Source organism: Shewanella sp. JNE2, assembly GCF_023159115.1.
GTDB lineage: Bacteria > Pseudomonadota > Gammaproteobacteria > Enterobacterales > Shewanellaceae > Shewanella > Shewanella putrefaciens.
Genome location: NZ_CP096169.1, coordinates 1,243,219 through 1,269,653, shown reverse-complemented (window position 1 = coordinate 1,269,653; position 26,435 = coordinate 1,243,219). Strand labels below are relative to the sequence as shown.

Sequence of the window (26,435 nt, the reverse complement as noted above, 5' to 3'; positions counted from 1 at the left end):
AAGATTCAAATAAGGTTATAAGCGCATGAACCCCCTATGGCAGCAGTATATTCAAATCCTCAACCAAGTTGTAAAGCCAGCATTAGGCTGTACAGAGCCCATTGCTGCCGCCTATGCATCTGCTGTTGCTCGCACTTTATTAGGCATAGTTCCTGAAGCTATCTCAGTACAAGTCTCTGATAATTTATATAAAAACTCTATGGGCGTATATGTTCCTGGCACAGGTAAAATCGGCCTTGCTATCGCCGCTGCCGCAGGTGCTATTGCCGGTAATGCAGAGGCAGGTTTAGAAGTGCTTGCCGCTATTACCCCAGAACAAGTCGCACAAGCACAAGATCTTATTGATGCTGGTAAGGTAAAAGTTGAACGAACTGAAACAGAAGAATTTATCTATTGCTGCGTCACCTTAAAAGCGGGTGAGCAAGAAGCCTTAGTTAAAATTTGTGGCGGTCACACCTTAATTGCCGAAAAACGCCTTAATGGTGAGCCCGTTTTTACCGCGGATAACGCCCAGAGTGCCGCCACAGGCTCTATCTGTGATGGCATCGATATCAGTATTAAATCAATTTATCAGTTCGCTCAAGAAGTCCCCTTCGATCAGATCAAGTTCATCCTTAAAGCTTCCGAATTAAATGGCAAGTTATCCGATGAAGGCATGGCAAAGCCCTATGGACTCGAGGTGGGCCGCACCATGAAAAGTGGTATTGCGGCAGGAATAATAGGCGAAGATTTACTCAATAAAATTGTGATGTTAACTGCTGCTGCATCCGATGCGCGTATGGGCGGCGCCAATCTCCCCGCTATGAGCAATTTAGGCAGTGGTAATCAGGGAATTGCGGCGACGATTCCTGTGGTATTAACTGCGCAATGCTATAACGTCACCGAGGAAAAGCTCGCCCGCGCCTTAATAATGAGTCACCTAGGAGCGATTTATATCAAGTCCCACTACCCACCACTTTCTGCATTCTGTGGTAACACTGTAACCAGTGCAGCGGCCTCTATGGCCATGGTATATATTGCTGGCGGCTCCTTCGAGCAATCCTGTTTTGCGATTCAAAACGTCATTAGTGATAGCTCGGGCATGGTCTGTGATGGTGCAAAAGCCTCCTGTGCCATGAAAGTCAGTACATCATCCAGTGCTGCGGTGCGGTCATTTTTAATGGCATTAAATAGTCAAAATGTTTCAGGCCAAGGCATCATCGCAACCGATGTGGAAAAAACCATAAAAAACATTGGTAAAATGATCCTTAATGGTATGTCATCCACTGATGTCACCATTATTGATATAATGTCAACGTAATAATTTTAACCTAATGATTTTAAATAAATTAATGATAAAAGGTTGAAATGGTGAAGCTGATAGATTTAACCCCAAATGATTGGGACATACTCAAATCCATCGAGAATATCGTTGATGGCATTGCCGCCATGTATGGCCAACATACTGAAGTGGTGCTGCACAGTTTGGATGCAAAACACCCGTCTGTAGTCAAAATTGCCAACGGCCATATTACTGGACGTGAAGTAGGTGCCCCCATTACCAATCTTGCTTTGCTTAAACTTAAAGCGGGTCAGGATATTTCCGATGCTTACCTAACAAAATGTGCCAATAGTAAGACGCTCAGATCCATCACCACGGTTATCCGTAACAGTAAAAATCAGCCAATAGGGCTTTTATGCATCAATACCGATATGGATGCCCCGCTGCAATCGGTACTACGCACTATGATGCCAGAACACTTGTTTAACCATGAACTCACCAGTTCACCCGAGGTATTTGCCCGTAATATTGATGAAGCACTCCATAGCACTATCGATAGTATTAACCATGAAGTACGTTCCAACCCTACCGTATCAACTTCACAAAAAAGTCGCGAAATTGTCAATCAACTCCATGAATTAGGGATTTTCGAGCTTAAGGACAGCGCCCAAGTCGCGGCCACTCGATTGGGTATTTCGGTGCATTCGATTTATCGCTATCTGCGGGAAATCAAAGCCAATCAAGCGGAAAGTGAGAAAAGCCTCGTCTAAATAGAAAGGGCTAAAGTGTAAATAACCTTAGCCCTTTAGTTTTATTGTGCTTGTTATTGGGTAGCTTGCTCGCTAAAGCCCATCATATTCCATGCCTGAACTGTGCCATCGGCCATTAAAGCAATGGCATCAAGCAAATTACTGCGAATATCGCGCATTTGGCTCAAATCAACGGCTTGCTTATCTAGCGTCACCGCAGAATCGTCCCCCATCCATACTGCAATCGAGCCATCTTGGTGTTTAACCGTAAATCCTAAACCCGTGGGAAAAATATCCGTTGCTTGAGTAATGTCAGTTTTGGGCCCAGAGTGACCATCAACCACAGTGCCATCCTGCTTTAAAAAGGCAAATTCCCGTTCGTAGGTCACCACTTTGCTCACCTGAGTGACCTCTTGATAACGTGGCTGCTTTTCTACCAATTCCCATCCTTCCCAAGCGATAGCCGTATTATCCCCACGTAGCGCGACAAATCCCTTATCAAAGGGATAAACCTGATGCACGCTTTGCAACTTATCCTTAAGAACTGACGTATCAGCACCATGGAATTTATTACCCCAAACGATAAGTTGTCGACTGATGGTTAAGGCGGCAAACGCGTCATGATTTGCAAAAATATCAATCACTTTATTGGCGCGATTTGGGTGAGATAAGCGAGCAGGAAATGGAACATGATATTCTGTTAAATCCCCCTCCCCCCATGTATAAACACTGCCATCCGCCAACAGCGCCGCAAAGCCATTATCAGTATTAACCACTTTTACGGCTGGCATTAATTGGCTAAGCTTTGCCACTTGCTCACGGCCTTTTTGATCCGCTCTTACCCTACCCCATGAGACCAACCTGCCCGTCGCTGTCATCGCGGTAAAAGCATTATTGTTAGCATAGAGTAGTTTCACATTGTTAAGCTCTGAGGCCACTTGGCGACTATCGCCACCATAATCAGCCTGCCCCCATGTCACTACTGTCCCATCCCGTTTTAAGGCGGCAAAAGCACGATAGTTAACAGATACAGACACGACATTCGTCATCGCTGGCGCGGCGTGTTTACCAGAGCTTAGCTCGGCAGTAGCTGCATCTTCAAAAGACCAACTTACGACACTTCCATCTTGCTTAATGGCTGCATATAGCCCCTTAGCCATAACAAAATCGCGCACATCATTCAGTACAGGTCTCACCCCTCGAGTCCAAGGCATAAATTCATCCCCCATTCCCCAAGGGATAAGTTTGTCGTCATGGGTTAATGCTGCAAAGCCGCAGGTATCCTCAGCCGCATACAACCGTTTTACATTAACCAGAGGCTCTTGGGCGTTATTGATATCGCCACCACAGTCTGCATCGCCCCATGCCACCACAGTGCCATCTTGTTTGAGCGCCGCAAATGCACTGAGATTACTGTAGATTTGACTCACTTGGGCTAACTTGGCGGGCATCCGGATTTTGGTCGAATCGTCAGCCACCTGAAGATTATCCGGAGTAGCAGTGAAGAAGTTATTCGCAGAGGATGGTGGTCTGTGAGCCAAGATCGTGTCGGAAATTTGCTGCTTTAATTCGGGCGATATCTCAGAATCTTGCTTATCGATGATTAAGTTAACCACATGACCTAAGGCAAAAATTGCCAACGCCACACCAACCCACGAGACCTGTTTTTTTTCCACAACTATATCCTTATCGTAACTGCAAACTCTCACTGAGTTTAAACTGGAGCATAACGTCGACTGAGTACGCTAACTATGAACTGCGGATTGTAACTAAAACAGGCCTAAAATAACATCGCTCTAAAGTCGAGATCTGACCTGATTCAAGTAAGATGGGCATATGCACAAAAAACAAAAGCAGCGTATCTCGCTGCTTTTGTTGAATATTAGGTTGCGACAAACAAAGAGTTAATCCCGTTTACCGACCTTTTCTAAGCCCCAGACCAAGGCGATAGCCGCTAACATACACCCAATGGCTAACATCAATTGTGAAGGCTGACCAGTTACCTGCTCAAAATTAAGCGGCGAAATATTTTGCTCCAGCAAAGGCACTTGTTCGCCATGGGAGTTGGTACGCCAAGTTAACGTTTGTTTCCAAGGCCAAATTTTGCCTAAAGTGCCAAGCATTAATCCGGTTAAAAACACGATAGTGGCATCATGGTATTTACGCAGTAGCGCCGACAATAAATGGCTAAATGTCAGTAATCCCATCACAGCACCCACAGCAAAACACGCCAGAATATCCAGTTGAATATTTTTCGCCGCTGCTAACACAACAGGATATAAGCCGAGCAATAATAAGATAAAACTGCCAGAGATCCCTGGTAACACCATGGCGCAAATCGCAATCGCACCACCAAAGAAGATATTAAGGTAACTGGCTTCCACTGACACAGGATTGAGCACGGTAATCGCCCACGCTGCCAACACGCCAAGCACAAATAAACCTACACGCGCCAGCGTAAAGCCACTGACCTGCTTAAGCATATGCACAACAGAGATAAGGATTAAGCCAAAGAAGAATGACCAAATGGGGATCGGATGCGCCACCAATAACCATGAAATCAGCTTAGCGAAGGTAAAAATACTGGTCAGGATGCCCGCCAATAAACTCACTAAAAACCCACCATTGATATGTATAAAGGCGCCTTTTAGCCCCTGCGACTTAATCACGCCCCAAAGGGATGGATTGATGCGCTTAACGCTTTCAAGCAAGGTATCGAGAATACCGGTAATAAAGGCGATGGTGCCGCCCGAAACCCCAGGCACCACATCGGCGGCCCCCATGGCCATTCCCTTAAAATAGGTCAGTAAATATTTCACTGTGAGTCCTTGTAATTAAATCAATATGGTTTGTCTTTAATGACAAATTTGCCGCGATTATACGGTGTTAGCCTAAAAACCGCGAAATGAAGTTTGCTTAATTCAGCCGACTGGCAATGATTGTTACCTCAATGTTACACTCATCCGACCAGAAAAAGATAACCACGCCATTAAGACCTAACATCGTCACTGGCCTAAGATTATCTTCCCTAGTTTGCACTCCGATGAAGGATAAACATGAGTACCTACGAAGAAACCCGCATCCAACCCAATAAGGTTCTTGCGCTTTACCACAAGACCCAAGGTTTACCCTTTGGCCAAAAAATCTTCTCTATGATGGTGTCACGCATGGCACCTTATTTTGGCACCATCAAACCACTGATCACTGAATTGCGCCTTAACTACTGTTCTTGCTTGATAAAAAAACGTCATGCCGTTCATAACCATATAAAAACTGTGCATGTGATTGCGATTTGTAATGGCCTCGAAATGGCGATGGGCGTGATGGCCGAAGCCTCGATACCCGCCCATTTACGTTGGATCCCTAAGGGCATGAGTGTGGATTACACCGCCAAAGCGGGCAGCGACATTTTATGTGTTGCCGAAGTGACGCCAGAGCAATGGACGCCTGGCGATATGCTGGTGCCCGTGACCGCCTACGACACCCAAGGAGTCGTGGTCGTGAAGGGACATATCAAATTGTGGATTTCAGAAAAGCCGCAAAAATAAGTTAACGCCAGCGAGCCAAGGTTAACCTTTAAGCAAGCAAAGATTAATCTTTAAGCAAGCAAAGGTTAATCTTTAAGCAAGATAGTAACTTAAGTTGTCTTGCTCAATGTTTGCAGGCTGCTATGCTAAGCCAAACAACCTAAATTGGGGTGCAAGATGGATGAATTTTTACAGGCCGCCATTGATGAAGCCAAACAAGGATTAGCCGAAGGCGGTATTCCCATTGGCTCGGTATTAGTGATTGACGGTAAAATTGTCGCTCGTGGCCACAATAAGCGCGTTCAGCAAGGCAGCGCCGTGTTACATGCGGAGATGGACTGCCTTGAAAACGCCGGCCGCCTAAGCGCCGCCGATTATCAAAAAGGCACCTTATATTCAACCCTCTCTCCCTGCGATATGTGTAGCGGTGCCATTTTACTCTACGGTATCCCCAAGGTAGTGGTGGGTGAAAATATCACCTTCCAAGGTCCTGAAGCCTATGTCCAGTCGCGCGGCGTTGATGTGACTGTGGTCGACAACCCTGAATGTAAGCAACTAATGCAGGACTTTATCGCCAATAATCCCAAACTCTGGAACGAAGATATCGGCGAATAATTAGTCTACAGTTTTCTCTGCCACTTTATATGTCACCTAATTGCACTTTCTACACTATCTATATTTCATTGAGGGTTAGTGTCAGCTAGCCTTCCTTAATCAGAATGACAAGCCGAACATATCTACTAGCGAAAGGAACTCAGCTAACGTGCAAGCAAACTTACCTAACGACACTTGGTCAAGATCAAACTCCACACAGCCTCTTAGCACAGTGGCGACATCCTCACCGCGTAACGCCAACCTTGATGCCATTCGTGGCTTAGCCGTCTTGGGGATATTTTTTATGAATATCTACTTTATGGGGATTAGTTTTTATGGCTATGCGCCCCATGAAATGCCGCCGCTGTCAGATCACATGATCAAAGTTTTTAATCATTTTTTTATCGAAGGTCGCTTTATCAGTTTGTTCTCTATCTTGTTTGGTGTCGGACTTTTTATTCAGTATCAGCGATTTAGCGCCAAAGGCTTAAACGCTTATCCCCTACTTCGCTCACGTTTAGGCTGGCTGATGGTATTTGGCCTAATTCATGGCATTATTATTTGGCCAGGTGACATTTTATTCACTTATGGGATCAGTGGTTTTTTAGCACTTTATTACAAAGACTTAAGTATTGGCGAACTTAAACGCAAAGCGAATATTTTTATTTTTGGTGCCTTAGTTATTATTACGCTGGTTAGCCTTGCAGGCAGCGATGAACCTTTCACTCGAGAATCGAGTTTATTTGCACTGCAATACAGTGCATGGACCTCAAGCTATGCAGACCAACTGTTCCTGCATTTGATGCAAGTCGGCTATATGGCGCTCGTGATCCCTTTTACCTTAATGTGGTTTACTGCGGGCTTGATGTTGCTCGGCATGGCGTTATATCAGCAAGGAACTTTTGAGCGCGGTTTTAGCAAATCGGTACTGGTGAAATTAGTGCTAGCAAGCGTAACGCTATCACTGCTCGATACCGTCTTAGGTTTAACAAAAAATACCATTCTCGTGGCGTTTTCAGATGTACTAATCATGCTAAGTGCTATCCCTATGGCACTGATTTACATTCATATAATGGTTATAATTTGCAAGAACAATCCTAACAGACTGACGTCACTACAAAATGTCGGCAAACTCGCTTTTAGTCTCTATATTCTGCAATCCATCGTTGGCGTGTTAGTATTTAGACATCTTGCCCCCGAATTGCTTTTAAGTTTGGACAGATGGGGCTATATGCTAATGGCAATAGTCTATTCCGTGGTACAGCTGCTATTAGCCAGCCTTTATTTACGCTATTTCAAGCAAGGACCGTTGGAGAAACTTTGGCGCCACCTCGCGTTTAAAAAGTACTTACAGCAACAAAAATAGACTAATGATATAAAACGACTAAATAAAATGACCAATAAACGACCATTTAAGCGAACAAACAACCGAGCCCCAAAGACCAACGTATCCAATACAAAGTTTAGCCTTATATCACTGTTATTAGTGATTATTTTCTTAACGCTAATGATAGGTGCCGCATTTTGGCATTTACTTCCCGTTGGAATAGTGGGTATGTACCTCACACTCAGTTTTCTCACCTTTATTGCCTATGCCATTGATAAATCCGCCGCAAAACGTAATAAATGGCGAACTAAAGAAAGCACATTACACCTGCTCGCCCTTATGGGCGGTTGGCCCGGCGCTCTATTTGCCCAAAACCTGCTAAGACACAAGTCCGTTAAAGCCTCATTTAGAAACGTCTTTTGGCTCACCGTTGTCGCTAACTTAGCCGTGCTGGGTTATGGCATAAAAACGGGTGCCGTAGATATGTTTATCTAAGTTCATTCATCCCCAATAAAAAAAGGGCAATTTTAAATTGCCCTACACTTTCTCTAAAATACAAAATTGGCTGTCACTTTGGCCTTTAGAACCAGCTCAACGCGATACTGATAATCACGCCAGTGATCATCAATTGCATTAAACAAAAGCCCATAATATCCCGCGCTTTTAAGCCTGCAATCGCCAGCACGGGCAGTGCCCAGAAAGGTTGAATCAAGTTAGTCCACGCATCTCCCCAAGCAACGGCCATTGCGACCCGAGCGACATCGGCGCCTAAAGCCTGTGCGGCGGGTAACATAATCGGTGCCTGCACGGCCCATTGGCCACCTCCCGATGGCACAAAAATATTCACAATTCCTGCACTGATAAAGCTCCAAAATGGCAGGCTCTCGGCGCTCGCGATGGCCACAAAACCTTCCGAAATACTTTGAGCTAAACCCGATTGCACCATCACAGCCATAATGCCCGCATAAAAGGGAAATTGGATAACAATACCTGCGCCGCCTTTAATGGCCTCGTTAAGACTGATCAGCAAACTGCGTGGTGTTTGATGTAACAATATGGCGAGAAACAGAAATAAGAAGTTCACTACGTTGAGGTTTAGGCTGCCCCCCTGTCCCCAAAAGTAATAACCTAAATATACAAGCCCAGCACCACCGACACTCCAGCCGAGTAATCGACTATTTTCTAACTTATCCGCAGGACGGCTGTCGTTCAAATTGGCGTTATGTATCTCCAGCGTTGTACTCGCAACCTCACCATCTTTTTCATTGAGAGTGCTTGGGTCGATATAAATACTGTCTTTTTCTCCTGGCAGCATAAAGCGATTCACTAATGGCATGGACACAAACAGAATCGCCACTAACAGTAAATTAAAGCCCGCGAAAATGGTGTCACTGGTGGGAATAATGCCAATTTGTGATTCGGAGAAATGTCCCGCTGTCGCTATGGTTAATGGGATCGAACCCGCAAGCCCACCATGCCAAACCACAAAGCCTGAATAGGCGCTGGCAACCAACAGCCGATAATCGACTTTCACTTTTCTCGCGAGGGCTTTAGCAAATAACGCCCCCACCACTAGCCCAAAACCCCAGTTAATCCAACTGGCAGCGAGGGAAACTAACGTCACTAAGATAATGGCCTGAGGGGCAGACTTGGCTAGTCCAGCAATGGCATCGAGCAATTTTTTAATCGGCGGCGAACTAGCCAACATAAATCCTGCCACCAGCACTAATAGCATTTGCATCGAAAAACTTAACAGGGTCCAAAAGCCATCGCCCCAATAATTGATGACTTCCAGCGGGGTTTTATGTTCAGCGACCACTGCAGCAATTAATACGACTAAGGTAAGTAAAAGCACGAAAATATAGGGATCGGGTAGATATCGGTCGACGAGTTTGACCAAAGGTTTTGCCGCTTTGTTTAACATAGACTTTCCTTGTTTATTATCTGAACGAAAGCGTCAAGACGCCCTAGTTCTTATTTGTTTTTATTGAATTTTTATAGAGTCTTAAGTCTACAGGTTAAGCGATCTCTAAAGCGGGATAAAGTCTTGATGGGATGTTTAGCTATGGCCAAATGTAACGCTAATCATCCACTTAGTTGCTGTAAGTAGCTTCGCAACCGAAAAAACTGCTAACATGGCCCAAATTAACTTAAGGTGTTTTTTATATGAAAATGTTACTTGCTGTTGTTGTCATTGCTGGGGTGATTTTTTACTTTTTTACCTCAATGAACGGCCAAAAAGCGGCGCAAGAAAATATCCGTTTAGGCAATGAGTTTTTAGCACAAAACAAGGCTCAAGAAGGCGTCATCACCACAGCTTCAGGTTTGCAATATCAAGTACTGACCAAGGGCGATGGCACTATTCATCCTAAAGCCAGCGATACGGTAACAGTGCATTACCATGGTACTTTGCTCGACGGTACTGTGTTTGATAGTTCGGTTGATCGCAGCGAACCCATCGCATTTCCACTTAATCGCGTGATAAAAGGGTGGACCGAGGGCGTACAGCTTATGGTTGTTGGTGATAAAGTGCGTTTCTTTATCCCCAGTGATCTCGCCTACGGGAACCGCAGCGCAGGCAAAATTAGTGGCGGGTCATTGTTAATATTTGATGTGGAATTACTTAAGATTAATTAAAACAAGACATATCCACGACAGTCACGATAGTTAAAGCCCAGCATTTACACTGGGCTTTTTATTTACAAGGTTAAGTAGGTGAAACATCCCGCGCTAAAATAACAGATAATCCTCGACAGACTAAGGTTTCCATATCATCGACTCGATGAATTTTCATTTCAGCTAAGGGGGCACTCAATGCCATTCGTTTTAAATTATCGATGCATCCTTTGTAGTAAGGAGTGCTATTCATCATACCGCCCGCTAACCATATACGATTAGGGTTTAGCAAATTAACCGCCCACGCCAACCCCATACCAAGATAACTGCCAGCACGATACAAATCTTCCTGAGAGGTGATGTTACGACTACGCACAGAATCACCGCTAGCAAGTTGCTCTAAACGAAACTCACCCGATTCAGACATGATACGGCAATGTCCTAACTCACCCGCAACGCCCGTTGCCCCAGAAAAGACCTGCCCATTGAAAGCGATAGACATACCAATCCCAGAGCCACACATAACCAACAATTCACAGGCATATTTTGCATCACAGAGAGCTTGCATACCTGCATCAATATCGTTGCTGATAATCTTAAGCGTTCCTTGGGTTTTTACGGTATCGATACTTAATCCATTAAGTCCGGGTAAGGATTTACAAGCAACCAAACGATGATGTTGTACCAGTCCAGGTACAGCTATCGCTAATTGGTAATCCTGTAAATCGTAATCGCGTTCAAGTGCAGCAATTTGGTTATTTAACTCTTCAATTTTAAAGCCTTCACCTGTGGGGATTTTATATTGTTCTGTATGCCCCGCGAGCTGAAGTTCGAACAGGGCTTTACTGCCGCCCACGTCTATTGTTAATGTTTGCATCGCCAACTCCACTGATACATATGCTCCCCTCTGACCCCGAGCGGAGATGGCGAATGCTAGCATAATGAGCAAATACTAGCGATTGAATAAAACTTAACTTGCTAATTTATAAGGATCAATCTTTAGACTTCCATCTCAACCATGAATGCATTTTCAACCAAGATCACACTCAATCTTGAAGTAGTTGATAATTCTCTAATATGGTTTATTCACGATTGTATACAAAATCCCTTATCTGGTGCCCTTGCATCCTTATCATTCAGCTTGCGATAATCCTCGCTCGTTAGCTCATCCATAACAACACAGAATTTAGGCGAGCCACGCCTAACCGACTCGCAGTGAATGCAGTCCAATTTGGAGCCCTTATGTCAAACAAGATAGCCAGCCGCCTAGATGCTATTCGTCGCGAACTCACCAACACCCATTTAGATGCGTTTATCATTCCACGTGCCGACGAATATTTAGGCGAATACGTACCAGAACATAACGAGCGTTTATACTGGGCGACGGACTTTACGGGTTCTGCTGGTATGGCCATCGTATTGAAAGATAAGGCCGCTATTTTTACTGATGGCCGTTATACCGTCCAAGTGCGTTTGCAGGTCGATGCAACGTTATTCAGTTATGAGAGCCTAACAGACACATCGCAAATTGAATGGTTATGCGACACGCTCCCAGCAGGTTCCCGTGTGGGGTTTGATGCCCGTTTACACACTCTAGCTTGGTATGAAAATGCCAAAGCCACCTTAGGCAAGGCGCAAATCGACTTAGTCGCAGTTGAGCAAAACCCAATCGACAAACATTGGCAAGAAAGACCCGCACCATCGAGCGCACCAATCACCCTGTTTAGCAACGAGAGTGCAGGCAAAACCAGTCTACAAAAACGCACCGAAATCGGTGCCTTAGTCAAAAAAGCAGGGGCCGATGTTGCGTTAATCGCCGCCTTAGATTCTTTCTGCTGGCTACTCAATATTCGCGGTAACGATGTACCTCGCCTCCCTGTCGTACTCGGCTGCGCCCTGCTACACGCTAATGGTGATATGCAACTATTTACCGATTTAAACAAACTCCCTGAAGGTATTGAGGCGCATGTCGGTGCTGGCGTGAGCTTTAAAGCTGAAACTGACCTTGCCGACACACTCGCCAGCTTAACAGGCGTAAAACTACTGGCCGATCCTCATTCAGCCAATGCTTGGGCACAAAATCTTGCCCGTAATGCGGGGGCTAACTTAATTGCCGGAATCGATCCGGTTTCGCTACCTAAAGCACAAAAGAATGCCGCGGAACTGGCAGGTATGCGTGCATGCCATATCCGCGATGGCGTTGCAGTAAGTCGATTCCTCGCATGGCTCGATGCCGAAGTTGCCGCCAATCGCCTGTACGATGAAGGTACACTTGCCGCTAAGTTGGAAAGTTTCCGCCTTGAGGATGCGCATTATCGCGAGCCAAGTTTTGATACCATTTCTGCAGCGGGCGCCAATGCCGCAATGTGTCATTACAATCACAACAATGGCACACCAGCCATGATGACGATGGACAGCATCTACTTAGTGGACTCTGGTGCTCAATATATTGATGGCACCACGGATGTCACCCGTACCATAGCCATAGGTAAAGTGACTGACGAACAAAAGAAAATGGTCACTTTAGTGCTTAAAGGCCATATTGCCTTAGATCAAGCTCGCTTCCCTAAAGGCACAACAGGTCAACAACTCGATGCCTTTGCCCGTCAATATCTATGGCAGCATGGATTTGATTACGACCATGGCACAGGCCATGGCGTGGGTCATTTCTTGAGTGTGCACGAAGGTCCACAGCGCATAGGTAAAAATGTCAACGCTATTGCACTTATGCCCGGCATGGTGCTTTCCAACGAGCCGGGTTACTACCGCGCAGATAGTTTTGGCATTAGGCTCGAAAACCTCGTCGTCGTCCAGCACTGTGAAGCGCTAAAAGGGGCTGAGCGTGAAATATATGAGTTCGACGCCCTAACCTTAATCCCTATGGATGCGCGCCTTATTGATAAGCGTTTGTTAACCCAAGGCGAAATTGATTGGTTTAATGCTTATCATCAGCGAGTGTTTAATACACTTTCCCCGTTAATGTCAGGTGATGAATTGGCTTGGTTAGCTCAAGTGACTACAGCCATTTAGCACTCCGCTGGTAAGTAGTAACTAACGTCATCATTTAAATCAGTTACATGCTACAAAACAAAACGTCCAAGGCAATTAGCATTGGGCGTTTTTTTAGCGCTATCAGTATGTTTAAAGCCCCCTTGATTTCAAAACACGATCTAAAATACCGCCATAAACCAAAGATCGGCGATGACACATAGATACACGCTGGTGATATACACAGGTACGCAAAGAAGCGCCAAAAAGCCAAATAAACGTTCAAAGATCAAACGTCGCCAATGTGGCAATGCAGCTCCAGTTCCCAATGACGCTGTAGCTAATTGAGTTACGCTACGTCTAAATGATATCGCCATGGGAAGTTCCTCTTATGTAGCATTCCCGCCTTAGCTAATGAACTAAAACGGTGAAATACAGATACACCATGGAGGCAAGGAAAAATAAGCTATATGCCCAATCAGCCATCTTTTGTTGCCCATTAAAGAATAGACTAAGCCCAATAAAGTGCTCGCATGAGTACCGTGATATCAAGCCTAATCAAAGACATTAGTCCAATATCACTGAACATGATTTACATTTAAGATAACCAAGGAAAACGCACTCAACAAACGTACTTCACATCTGAAAATAATAACCCTATATAAAATACTGAAATTAACCATTTAACAGGATAAACGCTCGTTTAACACTACATTCTCAGCACTTAAAAAGATTATATTTTGCAATAACTTACAAATAAGGAAAAGGATTGATTTTCACTAGTAAGCCATGAGAAACCGCTCTCCTATACCCACACAAAAATGATACCATTATCACATAACAAGCTCACTCCGATGAGAGTCAGCGCAAGAAAATTAGCGCCTAACACCGCGCCCTGAACCCCAATCAACCATATCGGCCCTGAATGGACACACTAAATGAGCCAGAGTAACCCAACTGCAAGTCAATTCATTAACATGGACAGTACAGTTCAAGAAATACGTTTAACGCCACAAGATGAACTCATTTCGACCACGGATACACGCGGTGTGATTACCTATGTTAATGAGCGCTTTGCCGAAGTTTCAGGCTATAGCACTCAAGAACTGATCGGTAGTCCCCACAATATGGTGCGCCATCCAGATATGCCAAGTGCTGCTTTTAAAGAAATGTGGGGAAAGCTTAAAGCTGGCCAGTCTTGGCGCGGTATTGTCAAAAATCGCTGTAAAAATGGAGGATTCTATTGGGTTGATGCGTTTGTCTCGCCGTTATTTGAAAACGGAAATATCGTAGGATACCAATCAGTTCGTATCCAACCTAAAGCGCCTTATATCACTAAAGCGACCCATATTTACCAAAGACTTAAACAAGATAGAGCGATTTATAAGCCCTTAAGTTTGATGCAAAAACGCTTAGTTTCTGCTGTGGTTGCCTCCACTGGCTTACTGATTGCAGGTTATTTTTGGGGCTGGGGCGTGATTATTGCTGGAGCCGTGTTGATGACACTCAATTTAGCCATCTTCTATGATGAGGCTTTTCGTATTCCAGCTAAGCTAATGGAAATGCAAGAAAAATATGACTCTATCAGCCGCTATATTTATTCTGGTGCAGATACTTCATCAATTCTCGATTTTCAGCTCATTATGTTGCAAGCCAAAATGAATGGTGTACTTGGCCGAACACAAGATCAAGCTAATCAGTTACATATCATTTCAGATCAATTAGTTGTCACAACAGAACAAACCTATGTGAGTTTAGATCAAGAGAAAAACCAACTAGAACAACTTGCCAGCGCGATGGAAGAGATGAGTTCAACCATCACCGAAGTTGCCCAAAATACCCATCTCACCTCTACCAGCATCAATACTGCCTACGATCTGTGCCTTAAAAGCAGTGCCAACATGAAGGCCAATACCCAAAAGGTGGAACTATTAGCGAAATCCGTCGCCGATGCAGCCAATAACGCCCATCAATTAAATAAAGAAGCTGAACAGGTTGCCAATGCCATGGGAGAAATTGACGCTATCGCAGAGCAAACTAATCTGCTCGCCCTCAATGCTGCAATTGAGGCCGCCCGCGCGGGTGATCAAGGCCGTGGTTTTGCCGTCGTTGCCGATGAAGTTCGCGCGCTATCAAGCCGAACACAATTATCAACCAACAGCATTTCTCGCAGTATCGATAAAATGTTTAACATGCTGAATACTTGGGCAAAAGAAATGGAACAAAGCCGTAAACAAGCTGAGCTTTGTGCCAACGACATCCAAATTTCAGCCGATAATGTCAACATTATTTATCAAGAGGTAAGCGAAATTCACAACTTTGCCCAACAAAATGCCGTTGCAGCCAATCAACAACGTCAAGTCGTGAATGAAATCACACGTAATATTCATTCAATCACCCAAACCAGCAGAGAAAATCTCGCGGCAACACATCAAATTAGTGATGCTGCGCATCATCTTAAACACAATGCTGAAAAAGCCCGTGGTCTACGCCGCGCCTTTGGTTAGGATGTGCAAGCGGCCCCAATATTTTGTCTGGAATATTGGGGCCATAACGATTAATAAATCAAATTGCATACTATTTTCGTAGCGATACTGGAACACTATAATTCCCCAACGACACGTCACAAAGCCACAAACATTTACAGATAAAATACCAACAGGTTAAAAAGTACAGGTTTTAGCCTAAAATTTTGCTATACTCCGCGCCCGCCATTTTTCTTATAAAATCTGTGTGGAAGAATGAGCCAGCCAGTGCGCCTCTCCTTAAATAAGTGATTAAAGAGGCTGCGGCGCTTAAGCGTTTGAATAAGTGAATGATAGGAATCCAAAATGAGATTTGAATCTTTTAGTTTTTCCCCCGAGATTTTGCGCGCTATCTCAGATTGCGGTTATCAACAAATGACGCCTATTCAGCAACAAGCGATACCCGCTATTCGCCGCGGCCAAGATGTGCTCGCCAGCGCCCAAACGGGTACAGGTAAAACTGCCGCCTTTGCCCTGCCCATTCTGCAAAAGATGGTTGAAAAACCAAGCGAAACTTTAAAGTCGAATGCAAGAGTATTAATTCTTACTCCAACCCGCGAGCTTGCGGCTCAAGTGGCTGACAACGTCACGGCTTACTGTAAATATTTAAATTTTAGCGTATTAACCATTTATGGCGGCGTAAAGATTGAGACTCAAGCGCAAAAGCTCAAACGCGGTGCCGATGTTATAGTCGCGACCCCAGGTCGTTTACTCGAACACTTAACCGCCTGTAATGTAAGTTTATCAAACGTCGATTTTTTAGTGCTCGATGAAGCCGATCGAATGCTCGATATGGGCTTTAGTGCCGACATCCAAAAAATTCTGCAAGCGGTAAATAAAAAGCGTCAAAACTTACTGTTTTCAGCAACCTTCTCCAGCGCAGTCAAAAAACTCGCCAACGATATGATGGTCAAACCGCAGGTGATCAGCGTCGACAAGCAAAACACGACAGCAGATACCGTAAGCCAAGTGGTTTACCCTGTGGAACAACGCCGTAAACGTGAATTACTATCAGAACTTATTGGCAAGAAAAACTGGCAACAGGTATTAGTATTTACCGCAACCCGTGAAGCCGCAGATACTTTAGTTAAAGAGTTAAATTTAGACGGTATCCCATCAGAAGTGGTCCACGGAGAAAAAGGCCAAGGAAGCCGTCGCCGCGCCCTGCGTGAATTTGTGGCGGGTGATGTGCGCGTACTGGTTGCTACTGAAGTTGCCGCCCGCGGCTTAGATATTCCAAGCCTTGAATACGTGGTTAACTATGATTTACCTTTCCTCGCGGAGGATTATGTTCACCGTATCGGTCGTACTGGCCGTGCAGGTAAAACAGGGGTTGCCATCTCATTTGTTAGCCGCGAAGAAGAACGTACCTTAGCCGATATCGAAAAATTGATCGGTCAAAAAATTCGCCGCGTCACAGTTCCTGGCTATGAAGTGGGTAGCCGCGAATTGCTATTAAAACAACTGCAAACCCGTCGCAGTTTTGCTAAAAAACAGCAAAGAACCGACAATGCTGGCGCCCAAGTTATTGCAGAAAAAAGCATGCAAGGTCGCCGCGTAAAAGTGAAGGTTGGCCAAGCACCAAGTAAAGCCAAAAAACTTAAATAATCACCTATTGATTTATACCATTAGTATTCATCAATATTGATAAAATAACTATTTTAAAAGCGTCCATTACTGGACGCTTTTTTATACTGACTCAATTATATCTTTGACCAATTTTATATCACCGCATAATGTTGCCAAATAATGCTTGAAGCCTAGTTTCATTTATACTCTTTTCCCCTCGCCAACCCGCTAAGGGAAGAATAATATCCGAGCGAGTACTCCCAGGATATTTCACGCTACAGATATCGGCAAAATGAGTAAAATCATCATATAAAGGTTTTACATAAGGATTTGGCATAACACCTAATTCAGCTAATACCATTAATTGTCCGCGAACATGATATTTTTCATAGTGAGGAATAATCTTAGCTTTTTTGATACGTTGTTCTAATTTTCCTGGTGTTTCATCTTGAGGTGCGTGGCGGATCATCTCGATCAAGGCTTTAAATATACTGATATCCTCAGGGGTAGGAGTACAGGGAGGAATAGTCATAAACTCTGCTAATTCAACAAGATTACCACACCATCTTTCATTCCATACATTCCCAGCATAGCAACTAAATATCTTATATCCTTTTTCTATCCAAACATTTCTTCTTATTGAGCAAACGGGACAAACATCCCCCTCTGCGTGCATGGTATGCTGTGGAACTGCTTGAGCAAATAAATAACTCAATATAGGTTGCCTTCCTCTCGGAAAACTTGAAAAACCGCATATATATGCCGAAAGCATATTTTCAATCGATAAATGAGGATGCTCAAGCAACGTTTTATATGCGCTGATGCATTCATCATGACTATATTTGACAATCTCATTGACAGGATAACCACTTTGCTCAATTGTCAATATTTCTGCACTAGACAAACCGTCATAAGAATAATGTGTTGTCCCTGAATCGTAATCAAACTTGTCCCCATTATCTATTCTTTGCATATATCCATTTTCATCTTTGATATATGCCTTTTTGAAATAGACTTTTTTCAAAATTTTAAATAGTCCCTTATCCATTTACAGCTCTCCAATCGAAATCATATTTGTGCAGTTCACTAAGCACTATTGTAAACATTTATGCGATCCAAGTTTAGTGGTTTCTACGTAATAAGTTGAGCCACCTGTAAGAATCATTATCGATTTAACGACTGCTTTGTTAAACTAGCGCCGCCGCAATCAATATCGCCCAAGTTCAATAAGATAAATCCCTTTAGCCTGCGGTGGAGTCATAATGAATTCTCAAACCTATAATCAAGCTGTGCTCGAACTCGCCCTTGCAGGTATTGCCGATTTAGCCACATCAGCGCAAACCAAAAAAGCACAACGCACAGCCGCACAGGAAAGCCATTTTTTGTGTAATTGGATGGTCGAGTCCTTAAAGGAAAAACGCTTTTCTAAACTGGTTGCAGATGACCTCACAACATGGATACGCTTGGCTCGCAGCCAAGGTGCGGGCGCCGAACTCAAGCGTTTACTAGAAAGAATAGTATTTCAATATCAATCGGTTGAAAAAACTGAACCTACTTTAGGCATCGCATTAAACGCAATGATAGATGAACTTAAACAGGACAATTGGCTGGTATTTACTGATACTGAAATCAGTGCCAAGCTAAAACTCGATGGTGATGGTCAATCTAGCTTAGTCATTGATGCCAAAGAGTTTAATCAACATATCAAGGATAATCAGATTATTAAACCAATCAACTTATATGTCCGCGCCGATGAACAGACACTAACGCGTATCGCCCTGTCCCATGGGTTATTGCTCAGCCAAGGCAACAAGAAAACCAGTTTGATTAAGCACCATAAAACCTATCAAATTTATCCTAATAATCAGCTGCCAGCATTGTGCCAACTATTAAATTAAGGTCATCAACCTTTTAAAAATAATCACTAAACTGTCATTACTGCTAACAATCCTGCATTGAGCTGAGCTATCAAGGCTTGAGGAGCCACCGTAGCTCCCTAAGTATTGCTCGGTTTGTTGGCTGAACTGACCATTTTAGGGTTCAACACTAATCGTTTTCCCTCATTTAAGTAAGTGGTACACGCCACTCTCAGCAAAGAGGCAAAATTAGCGACTCGCCCATGACGAGCTAACACCTCTCGATAGATACGGGTTAAAAAGACGGCAACACTGAGTTCGGCGTCATCGGCAATATCTTCGATTATTTGCCAGAAAATGGCCTCAAGACGCACACTGGTGACGACGCCATCAATTCGAATTGAGCGGGTTTTAAGCGCGAACAGTTCGGGTTCGGCGCCAGAATAAATTTCACACACCTTTATGCTCCCCTTTACATGTCTACCCGAACTGTTATGCCATAAAAGCACGCTAAATCCTATTACGTTAACAAGGATTACGTTAGCAAGGATGTGTTGATATTTCAGGATGCATTAATCTCGCAATATCACACACTACACTTAGACACATTACACACTAAGCAACTTATTAAATTGTGCGAGCCATGCAGGATGCGCAGGCCAAGCAGGTGCGGTGACAAGCTTGCCATCGGTAATCGCTGCCGTTACTGCAATCTCGCAATATTCAGCGCCCGCTTGACTCACTTCAGGAGCACATGCTGGGTAGGCTGAAACCTTTTTACCACGTACAACATCTGCCGCCGTCAGCAACTGCGCACCATGGCAAATAGCCGCCATGGGTTTATCTTGCACCGAAAACGCTTTCACTAAATTCAGCACTAACGGGTTTAAACGTAAATATTCTGGCGCTCGACCTCCAGGTAACAACAAAGCATCGAAATCACTGGCGCTCACCTTTGCAAAATCACCATTTAGAGCAAAGAGATGCCCTGGCTTTTCGCTATAGGTTTGGTCGCCTTCAAAATCATGAATTGCAGTTTTAATCGTTTGTCCTGCTATTTTATCGGGGCAAACAACAGTCACTTGATGCCCTACCATTTGCAACGCCTGAAATGGCACCATTAACTCGTAATCTTCGACAAAATCACCCGCGATGATCAAAATTTTTGCCATGGTAAACTCCTTTTATTGGGATAGTTTCTGAGAGAAAGTTTGGAATATCACTCCGATTAACCATTCCACTTTACTCCCCTCACAACGACAAAGGTAACAACCAAATACTACAGATTAACGCCAGTAAAAAAGCGCCCGTAGGCGCTTTATGAGATAAAGAGGAGTAAAACCAATTATCAGTATGACCACTCATAGGGATCGTAATTCGCTAACACTTCAGCATAACTGTGACTCAATCCTTGGGTAGAGTAATAATAACCTTTACCCTGATTATCCACGGCGTAAAAAATATCCTCGGTTCCAGCCTGCTGAGGCAACTGTTCTTGGATACTCGCCAGCTTAAGTTCATCATAATGGTAGGGTGCAAAGGTCAGTACACTTTCCTCAAACACCGCAGTATGACGGCAACTGTTACGCCTAATCTGAGCGGCAATGGCCTCAAGTTCCTCCCCACGATTGAGGGCTAGCCATTGTTCAGCATAGCGTTCAACGATGTACTTTTCGGAATAAAAGTAATGATCTTTACCCGATAATCGCATCTGAATATCCGCGTAATCCCTATTGAGGATTAAGCTGATATAACAGCTAACCGTTTGGCTACAATTCCACTCGAGTCCAGCCACGGCGGCAATTTGCTCCGCCGTGACTAAACGCCCGTGTTGACTGAATACTCTGATATATCCAACAAGCTCAATCATAGTGTTCAACTATTGTATTCAACTCGGTAATAAGCCCTTTGCAGCTAATCTATCTGCTACAAACCCTAAGCCAAACTTATTGAGCGTCGCTCGAGTCGGGGCTCCGGTTTGAATATCCCAGCCAAAGGCTTCATAGAACATATCCAGTGCTTTTTGCATATCAGCACGATCCATCTTGATGGTGCCCTGATCGCCAAAGTTTTTATCTGGATTCAAATCATAAACCCAATCACTGAGCACATCATGCTCTTCGCGCATATTGCTTTCATTCATTTGCAATACGGTTAAAGCACGGTGTAAATGCAGCACTCTTTCCGCTTTAAAGTCCAATTCAGCTTCAGTGGTTTCAATCCCTGTCACTAAACTAAACATCTGCGATTCGATAGTGCTGTCACCCTCATAGTTACGATTCTTATCCGGTGATGCCAACAATGGGAACATCCAGTTACACAGTGTCAGCGAATCGTGTAACACGTTTTTCACCAGCGACCATTTGGCAAAACGGATCTTGGCCGCATTGATTGGGGTATACCAATTCACCTTATCGAATGCACCTTCACCCCATTTTTTCTCGGCAATCGCCACTGTCATATCATGTGGCAAACCACTGTTAACGATATTGATGTGGGAATGGCACTGGGCATCACGGTTAAAGACCACGTTAATTAACGTACCAACCTGACCTGCGGTTTCACTGGCATGGTGCACGGCTGCATTGGTTTTCTTGTTAAATACTTTCGTTGCACTTTCTTTGTGGATATCCCAGTAACCTAATGCGGGGTTGGTTCCATCTAATCCCCAACGCTTAATCAAATCATATAAGCCGTCAGCCATGTGGGAGATTTCACCTTCTTTAAACGCCACTCGGCGATAAAAATCAAGTAAGAAAGCAGGATCTTGGTTATCCCAAAGTGCCCAAGGAATACTGTTAAATTCATCCTCAGGTAATAAATGCTTAAACATATCCTTTGTTTTTAAGAATTTAAATAGATGAGAAATAGATCCATAGTTACACCAAATACCATAGTCATCGAGAATATGTGCCCCTAAAGCGCCCGCCATCGCGTGTGCTTCTGTACCATTTTTGGTGCCCATTAAATACTGTGGTACAAGGAATCCCATACAGACGTTGGATATGTGTTCGGTTTTGCGGCCGTATTTACTCTTAAGTTCAGGGACTTTAAGTTCACAGAAACAGCGAATAGGGCATGAATGACAGCCACCAGTTCGCTTCATCCATTTATTGGCATATTCCACACCAATATAACTTTCAGCCATCGAAGTACGGAAACCGATACGGTTACGTTCGTTCCATGGCACTTCACCTAATTCAATTTCTTGATCGGCAGCGCCCCACTTGAGCCCTGGTCTAGCCTTCCAACGACTAATAGGCGCTGAGTACTCGGCCCACGATTGCGGTGTTGAAGGAACAACACCGTTATTATTGGCACCGATAATCCCTAAAATATGGTCATCTAATGCGCGCATTTTTTCATTGTTAGCGACAATTTTGACCGAACCAGTACCAATAATACCGATCCCTTTACAATTTTTAGACCCCATAACAGAGCCATGACCACCCGCTGAATGCCCGCCTTGCGTCATTATCACTGAAAGTGGTACTTGGTTTTCCCCTGCTTGACCAATCGCGGCAACCTGAGCATTAGGCCCCATCATTTGTGCTATCATCGCATGGGTATCAAATATGCCTTTACCCCATAGGGCATCGGCAGGTTCAATCGTGACCTTATCATCCACAATTTTAAGCCACACAGGGCTGCTGGCTTTGCCTTCAATGGCAATGGCATCGAAACCTGCAAATTTCATCGCAGGTGAAAAATGCCCACCAAAATGGCCATCAGCAATCAGATGTTTTTCAATTACGGGACTACGGGAAGTAATGGTTGTTCGTCCGGTACAAATAACACCTGAACCCGTTAATGGGCCTGCGGAAAATACAATAATATTATCAGGGTCAGTTGCCGTTATATTGTCTTTATGATTGTCCCATAGAATTTTATATCCTATGCCCATACCACCAATATAATCATAATATTTATTGATTGGCTCATACCATATATGATTAGTTGTTAAATTAACTCTTAGGACTTTACCAGCCCACCCGCCTATTTTATCACTCATATTACTTCTCCTGAATTTAAGAAACTAAGCCGGTATATTTTTCATATTGTTCTAATGCAGCTTCAGCCTCTTCCCAGTTATAAAATTTAATTGCACCTGTAGGACAAACTTGCGCGCATGCAGGTTTACCGTTACATAAATCACATTTCACTGCTTTCATTTTGCTGCGAACAACTTTAATGACTTGCTGAGGGCACTTATCTGCACAATAACCACATCCAACGCAACGCTCTTCATCAATGACTTTGGCGCCAGTTTGTTGATTTGTTGAAATAGCTTGCTGCGGGCACACTTCAGTACACACTTCACAGTGACGACAAGTTGAAGGAACAACGGTTCTGTCACCGCATTCACCTCGCTGTATTTCATAGTCAAATTGCACGCCATGTGGGCCATAGTTCATATTTTTTTCTACTTTGACACGAGCGAGTGTGGGACTGCTATCCCCTTCATGGTTCCAAGCACAGGCTATTTCACAGCGTCTACAACTCACACAAACTGTAGGGTTTACCACCATGAGTCCACCTGGCATGACTTCTACTTTTTCTTGGCTATTACTGTCACTGCCACAACCGGTAAGAAAACTCACCAATGTTCCGCTATAGACTGTACCGACAGCAACGCCCATACTGCCTTTAAGCATTCCTCTTCTGGTAATCATATTTGATCCTTTATTAGTCAAAGCAATATAATTAAAATATGCATACACTTTGATTCCCGACAATTTATACTAAAGTAATTATCTATTTGATTTTTAACCTGCGTCACATTTACCCATATTGACCATTTATTAAATCAATAAGCAAGACTTACATCAAAGTAGCTTATTTAAGAATTAAGAATATCGAAAAAACCAATAAAGCCTTAGTTCAAGTTATCAACATATAAAGCCCAAAATATTCATTAATTAATATTAATTAAGTGCAACTCCACTAATATCCGAGTTAATATTTAGAGCGCATACATTCCGATTAGAGTCCCGACAGAATCTAATTAAAAAGGAATGGAAAATGATGAAAACGAATACCCGTTCTCAGTGGATAGCGTTTACGCCGATCGCAATGGCAGTCTGTCTAATGACAGCCTGTTCCGATGGTGATGATGGTAAAGAAGGCCCACCAGGTACAGTGGGCATTACCATTGAACAAGCTAACTCCCTTAAAGCCACGATTGAAAATGTAACAATCGATAGCAAAACCCAAGTTCAAGTTGATTTCTTCTTGAGCAATGCCAATGGTATTGCCGTTACAGGCTTAGAAAACCTTAAAGATCTCGATACCTTAGGTGTAGGCATTGCTAAGCTGGCGCCTCCACAGGCTCACTATCAAGCCAAAACAGCCATAAGCACAGAGGCTACGAGCACGACAGATCCCGCACTGCAGTGGACAAGTTACATCAATAAACTGGTAGAACCCGCTACAAATGCTCAAGTAACGGCTGCGACACAATGGCAAGCAGGTATTGAAACGAGCTGTAAAAGTGACTGTTTAACCTCATTGGGTAATGGTCAATACCGTTACACTTTCAGTCAACCTTTAACGAGCTACCCTCAATTTTCAGGGTTAGATACTCAATATGCACCCGAACGAACTCATAGGATCTATCTTGAGTTAAAACCGCTTGCAACTAGTCCTATCGAAACTCACTTAATCAATACGGTATATGACTTTGTTCCGGCAACAGGACAAGCTGCAAAGGCAGATGAAGGACGAGTAGTTATCGCACCTGAACAAGCTTGTTTTCGCTGCCATAATGATGACCTAGCCAATGCGGATACCCGCTTGTTAATGCATGGAAGTAAGCGATTTGCCTATGAAGGCTGCGTTATGTGCCACACAAGCTATTCGGGCGATCCAGAAACCGCTAATAGTCTGGATATGGCAACGCTAACGCATCAGATCCATCAGGCAAAATATCAAGTAGTGGGTTATAAGGGACAGTTATATGACTTCTCAAATGTTACCTACCCAGGTGATATGAAACAGTGTCAGCAGTGCCATATTCCCGGTGCGACTGCCCAAACTGATAATTACAATATTCCGAGTAAAACAGCCTGTCTTGACTGCCATAAAGGGCAAATTCCCGCCGACTGGAATGGTACTGTTGCAGGCCTGTTCCACAATCGGGAAATTTTTGCAAACGCATGGGCATTGAGTTGCAGTGGTTGCCATCCTGATAGTAACAACCCTCAAGGTGTTGGCTTATTCCATAACGCGAAGACCAAGACTGCAGCAAAATTAGCAAGTGATTATCAAGTAAAACTATTGAGTTCAAAGATAAATACTGATGCTCAATCCCTTGAAGTCACATTGCAAGTGCAGCAACTGGATCAACTGCCTGCCACTCAGCCTATGATAAAATCCTTCTGGTTGATTGCGACAGGTCAAGCCGATAGCACCAATCTACCGGTAAACAACGGACAACGTAAAGTATGGAATCTGTTGGCAAATGACCCAAATGTTTCATTAAGCATCATGGGAGCCAATCAACTGAAAGTGACCGTTACTCAGCTTTCAACTGCAGATTTTGGTCATTTAACTCAATCCAAGCTCTACAGTAAGCTAGTGCTTTGTGCTGATAAAAATACCGGATATGCCGTTAATTGCGATATAGCTAATCAGGATGTCAGTCTCAGTGCTATTAACTCGCTGACATTGTCGGGTGATGCGGTTACCACTAAAGCCAAAGCTGACGAAAACGCTTGTCGCCAATGCCATGACAAAGGCTTAGAGGATAGAGTGCTTTCCGCACATCAGTTAGGCAGTATGTTTGAGCCTAATAGCCAATGTGGTACATGTCATGCGCCTCATACATCAACCGCATTAACCGATGGACAATGCCGTAGTTGCCATAATAGTGAGACAGTGATGTATCTCAATGCCAACTTAATGCATACACCAGGATTGGATCAAATCAAGCCGTATAGAACGCTTAATAACACCTTAAGCTATAGAGAAATGGTGCACTCACTACATGCAGGGACTCGGACTGTTGAAGGTTTTGGTAAACCACGTCCAGAACTGACCTATCCCAATGCTAAAAATGGTTGCAGCTCATGTCATAGTAAAGGTCAATTAGATCTTAGCGGACTGAATGAGCAACAATCACTCTTAGTTGCCACGCCAGGTGCCACTAACAAAGGGCAAATTGCAGAATACTCACCTACGTTAGCAACCTGTAGTGCATGTCATACTAAACTTGATAGTTTAGCCGTCCATGCACGAGGCTTTGGTGGTGTTTATCAAAGTGATGCCAGCGGTGGTCGAATTTATCAGCCAGGACAAGAATCATGCGCAGTTTGTCATGCCGAAGGCCGATCTTCTGGTGTTGATAAAGTACACAAGTAAAAGACGACATCTTAATCTAGTCAGTCACGGCGATTAACTTTGTCGTTATATTGCCAAGATTACC

Annotated in this window: 22 protein-coding genes and 1 pseudogene; 12 read left to right on the top strand and 11 right to left on the bottom strand. The window is 43.9% G+C overall.

The window, feature by feature from the left end; translation table 11 throughout:
• Positions 1-25: 25 nt before the first annotated feature.
• Positions 26-1,300: a serine dehydratase subunit alpha family protein gene (locus MZ182_RS05765; RefSeq protein WP_011790226.1), complete on the top strand. Its 1,275-nt coding sequence runs from the start codon at positions 26-28 to the stop codon at positions 1,298-1,300.
• A gap of 50 nt (positions 1,301-1,350) precedes the next feature.
• Positions 1,351-2,031, top strand: a complete 681-nt coding sequence (locus MZ182_RS05760) for a transcriptional regulator (RefSeq protein WP_248065703.1) — start codon at positions 1,351-1,353, stop codon at positions 2,029-2,031.
• A 53-nt stretch (positions 2,032-2,084) separates the two neighbouring features.
• On the opposite strand, the gene MZ182_RS05755 is transcribed toward MZ182_RS05760, so the two are convergent.
• Together MZ182_RS05755 and MZ182_RS05750 are read right to left on the bottom strand one after the other, a co-directional pair.
• A complete protein-coding gene (locus MZ182_RS05755) occupies positions 2,085-3,686 on the bottom strand; it encodes a hypothetical protein (RefSeq protein ID WP_248065623.1) in 1,602 nt (533 codons plus the stop codon).
• Positions 3,687-3,914: 228 nt separating this feature from the next.
• A complete protein-coding gene (locus MZ182_RS05750) occupies positions 3,915-4,829 on the bottom strand; it encodes a DUF368 domain-containing protein (protein ID WP_011790229.1) in 915 nt (304 codons plus the stop codon).
• A gap of 237 nt (positions 4,830-5,066) precedes the next feature.
• On the opposite strand from MZ182_RS05750, the gene MZ182_RS05745 reads away from it, so the two are divergent.
• The 4 genes from MZ182_RS05745 to MZ182_RS05730 all read left to right on the top strand — a co-directional run bounded on the left by MZ182_RS05745 (position 5,067) and on the right by MZ182_RS05730 (position 7,953).
• The gene (locus MZ182_RS05745; RefSeq protein ID WP_248065622.1) at positions 5,067-5,558 is read left to right on the top strand and encodes a hotdog fold domain-containing protein; all 492 of its coding nucleotides are present in this window, start codon (positions 5,067-5,069) and stop codon (positions 5,556-5,558) included.
• A gap of 156 nt (positions 5,559-5,714) precedes the next feature.
• A complete protein-coding gene (locus tag MZ182_RS05740; RefSeq protein WP_248065621.1) occupies positions 5,715-6,152 on the top strand; it encodes a nucleoside deaminase in 438 nt (145 codons plus the stop codon).
• 148 nt (positions 6,153-6,300) lie between these two features.
• The gene (locus tag MZ182_RS05735) at positions 6,301-7,497 is read left to right on the top strand and encodes a DUF418 domain-containing protein (protein ID WP_248065620.1); all 1,197 of its coding nucleotides are present in this window, start codon (positions 6,301-6,303) and stop codon (positions 7,495-7,497) included.
• A 27-nt stretch (positions 7,498-7,524) separates the two neighbouring features.
• Entirely contained in the window at positions 7,525-7,953 is a 429-nt protein-coding gene (locus MZ182_RS05730) for a DUF1294 domain-containing protein (protein WP_248065619.1), read from the top strand.
• Positions 7,954-8,038: 85 nt separating this feature from the next.
• Here the strand turns inward: MZ182_RS05730 and MZ182_RS05725 are convergent, their stop codons facing one another.
• Positions 8,039-9,382 carry a short-chain fatty acid transporter gene (locus MZ182_RS05725; RefSeq protein ID WP_248065618.1) on the bottom strand — a complete coding sequence of 448 codons (1,344 nt, stop codon included), beginning with the start codon at positions 9,380-9,382 and terminating at the stop codon, positions 8,039-8,041.
• Between the two features lie 242 nt (positions 9,383-9,624).
• Here MZ182_RS05725 and MZ182_RS05720 point away from each other — a divergent pair, with 242 nt between their 5' ends.
• Entirely contained in the window at positions 9,625-10,095 is a 471-nt protein-coding gene (locus MZ182_RS05720; RefSeq protein WP_248065617.1) for an FKBP-type peptidyl-prolyl cis-trans isomerase, read from the top strand.
• Between the two features lie 70 nt (positions 10,096-10,165).
• Here MZ182_RS05720 and MZ182_RS05715 read toward each other — a convergent pair whose 3' ends face one another.
• The gene (locus MZ182_RS05715) at positions 10,166-10,951 is read right to left on the bottom strand and encodes an ROK family protein (protein ID WP_248065616.1); all 786 of its coding nucleotides are present in this window, start codon (positions 10,949-10,951) and stop codon (positions 10,166-10,168) included.
• A gap of 365 nt (positions 10,952-11,316) precedes the next feature.
• On the opposite strand from MZ182_RS05715, the gene MZ182_RS05710 reads away from it, so the two are divergent.
• Positions 11,317-13,104, top strand: coding sequence for an aminopeptidase P family protein (locus MZ182_RS05710; protein WP_248065615.1), 1,788 nt, complete (start codon positions 11,317-11,319; stop codon positions 13,102-13,104).
• A 143-nt stretch (positions 13,105-13,247) separates the two neighbouring features.
• On the opposite strand, the pseudogene MZ182_RS05705 reads toward MZ182_RS05710, so the two are convergent.
• Positions 13,248-13,439: pseudogene (locus MZ182_RS05705) on the bottom strand (phosphohydrolase); the annotation flags it as partial.
• Between the two features lie 561 nt (positions 13,440-14,000).
• On the opposite strand from MZ182_RS05705, the gene MZ182_RS05700 reads away from it, so the two are divergent.
• Positions 14,001-15,569, top strand: a complete 1,569-nt coding sequence (locus MZ182_RS05700; RefSeq protein WP_011790239.1) for a methyl-accepting chemotaxis protein — start codon at positions 14,001-14,003, stop codon at positions 15,567-15,569.
• 324 nt (positions 15,570-15,893) lie between these two features.
• Positions 15,894-17,195 (top strand): DEAD/DEAH box helicase, encoded by a 1,302-nt coding sequence (locus MZ182_RS05695; protein WP_011918902.1) that lies wholly within the window; start codon positions 15,894-15,896, stop codon positions 17,193-17,195.
• Between the two features lie 118 nt (positions 17,196-17,313).
• Here the strand turns inward: MZ182_RS05695 and MZ182_RS05690 are convergent, their stop codons facing one another.
• Positions 17,314-18,204 (bottom strand): hypothetical protein, encoded by an 891-nt coding sequence (locus MZ182_RS05690; RefSeq protein WP_248065614.1) that lies wholly within the window; start codon positions 18,202-18,204, stop codon positions 17,314-17,316.
• A 214-nt stretch (positions 18,205-18,418) separates the two neighbouring features.
• Between MZ182_RS05690 and MZ182_RS05685 the strand changes: the two genes are divergently transcribed.
• Positions 18,419-19,054 carry a DUF2913 family protein gene (locus MZ182_RS05685; RefSeq protein ID WP_248065613.1) on the top strand — a complete coding sequence of 212 codons (636 nt, stop codon included), beginning with the start codon at positions 18,419-18,421 and terminating at the stop codon, positions 19,052-19,054.
• Positions 19,055-19,152: 98 nt separating this feature from the next.
• Here MZ182_RS05685 and MZ182_RS05680 read toward each other — a convergent pair whose 3' ends face one another.
• The 5 genes from MZ182_RS05680 to MZ182_RS05660 all read right to left on the bottom strand — a co-directional run bounded on the left by MZ182_RS05680 (position 19,153) and on the right by MZ182_RS05660 (position 23,685).
• Positions 19,153-19,470, bottom strand: coding sequence for a ribbon-helix-helix domain-containing protein (locus MZ182_RS05680; RefSeq protein ID WP_115015804.1), 318 nt, complete (start codon positions 19,468-19,470; stop codon positions 19,153-19,155).
• 150 nt (positions 19,471-19,620) lie between these two features.
• On the bottom strand, positions 19,621-20,184 hold the full coding sequence (locus MZ182_RS05675; RefSeq protein ID WP_011790244.1) for a DJ-1/PfpI family protein: 564 nt from the start codon (positions 20,182-20,184) through the stop codon (positions 19,621-19,623).
• A 176-nt stretch (positions 20,185-20,360) separates the two neighbouring features.
• Positions 20,361-20,882: a hypothetical protein gene (locus tag MZ182_RS05670; RefSeq protein WP_248065612.1), complete on the bottom strand. Its 522-nt coding sequence runs from the start codon at positions 20,880-20,882 to the stop codon at positions 20,361-20,363.
• Positions 20,883-20,900: 18 nt separating this feature from the next.
• The gene (locus MZ182_RS05665) at positions 20,901-23,024 is read right to left on the bottom strand and encodes an aldehyde ferredoxin oxidoreductase (RefSeq protein ID WP_011790246.1); all 2,124 of its coding nucleotides are present in this window, start codon (positions 23,022-23,024) and stop codon (positions 20,901-20,903) included.
• A gap of 16 nt (positions 23,025-23,040) precedes the next feature.
• Complete coding sequence (locus MZ182_RS05660) at positions 23,041-23,685, bottom strand: 4Fe-4S dicluster domain-containing protein (protein WP_248065611.1); 645 nt, start codon at positions 23,683-23,685, stop codon at positions 23,041-23,043.
• 349 nt (positions 23,686-24,034) lie between these two features.
• Here MZ182_RS05660 and MZ182_RS05655 point away from each other — a divergent pair, with 349 nt between their 5' ends.
• A complete protein-coding gene (locus tag MZ182_RS05655) occupies positions 24,035-26,371 on the top strand; it encodes an OmcA/MtrC family decaheme c-type cytochrome (protein WP_248065610.1) in 2,337 nt (778 codons plus the stop codon).
• Positions 26,372-26,435 lie beyond the last annotated feature (64 nt).

Bases quoted from the DNA above. Each gene is read 5' to 3' on its own strand.
- MZ182_RS05670 (WP_248065612.1), bottom strand. From the start codon at position 20,882: ATGATTGAGCTTGTTGGATATATCAGAGTATTCAGTCAACACGGGCGT.
- MZ182_RS05655 (WP_248065610.1), top strand. From the start codon at position 24,035: ATGATGAAAACGAATACCCGTTCTCAGTGGATAGCGTTTACGCCGATC.
- MZ182_RS05690 (WP_248065614.1), bottom strand. From the start codon at position 18,204: ATGGATAAGGGACTATTTAAAATTTTGAAAAAAGTCTATTTCAAAAAG.
- MZ182_RS05675 (WP_011790244.1), bottom strand. From the start codon at position 20,184: ATGGCAAAAATTTTGATCATCGCGGGTGATTTTGTCGAAGATTACGAG.
- MZ182_RS05710 (WP_248065615.1), top strand. From the start codon at position 11,317: ATGTCAAACAAGATAGCCAGCCGCCTAGATGCTATTCGTCGCGAACTC.
- MZ182_RS05700 (WP_011790239.1), top strand. From the start codon at position 14,001: ATGAGCCAGAGTAACCCAACTGCAAGTCAATTCATTAACATGGACAGT.
- MZ182_RS05725 (WP_248065618.1), bottom strand. From the start codon at position 9,382: ATGTTAAACAAAGCGGCAAAACCTTTGGTCAAACTCGTCGACCGATAT.
- MZ182_RS05695 (WP_011918902.1), top strand. From the start codon at position 15,894: ATGAGATTTGAATCTTTTAGTTTTTCCCCCGAGATTTTGCGCGCTATC.
- MZ182_RS05765 (WP_011790226.1), top strand. From the start codon at position 26: ATGAACCCCCTATGGCAGCAGTATATTCAAATCCTCAACCAAGTTGTA.
- MZ182_RS05745 (WP_248065622.1), top strand. From the start codon at position 5,067: ATGAGTACCTACGAAGAAACCCGCATCCAACCCAATAAGGTTCTTGCG.
- MZ182_RS05665 (WP_011790246.1), bottom strand. From the start codon at position 23,024: ATGAGTGATAAAATAGGCGGGTGGGCTGGTAAAGTCCTAAGAGTTAAT.
- MZ182_RS05740 (WP_248065621.1), top strand. From the start codon at position 5,715: ATGGATGAATTTTTACAGGCCGCCATTGATGAAGCCAAACAAGGATTA.
- MZ182_RS05730 (WP_248065619.1), top strand. From the start codon at position 7,525: ATGACCAATAAACGACCATTTAAGCGAACAAACAACCGAGCCCCAAAG.
- MZ182_RS05715 (WP_248065616.1), bottom strand. From the start codon at position 10,951: ATGCAAACATTAACAATAGACGTGGGCGGCAGTAAAGCCCTGTTCGAA.
- MZ182_RS05685 (WP_248065613.1), top strand. From the start codon at position 18,419: ATGAATTCTCAAACCTATAATCAAGCTGTGCTCGAACTCGCCCTTGCA.
- MZ182_RS05660 (WP_248065611.1), bottom strand. From the start codon at position 23,685: ATGATTACCAGAAGAGGAATGCTTAAAGGCAGTATGGGCGTTGCTGTC.
- MZ182_RS05720 (WP_248065617.1), top strand. From the start codon at position 9,625: ATGAAAATGTTACTTGCTGTTGTTGTCATTGCTGGGGTGATTTTTTAC.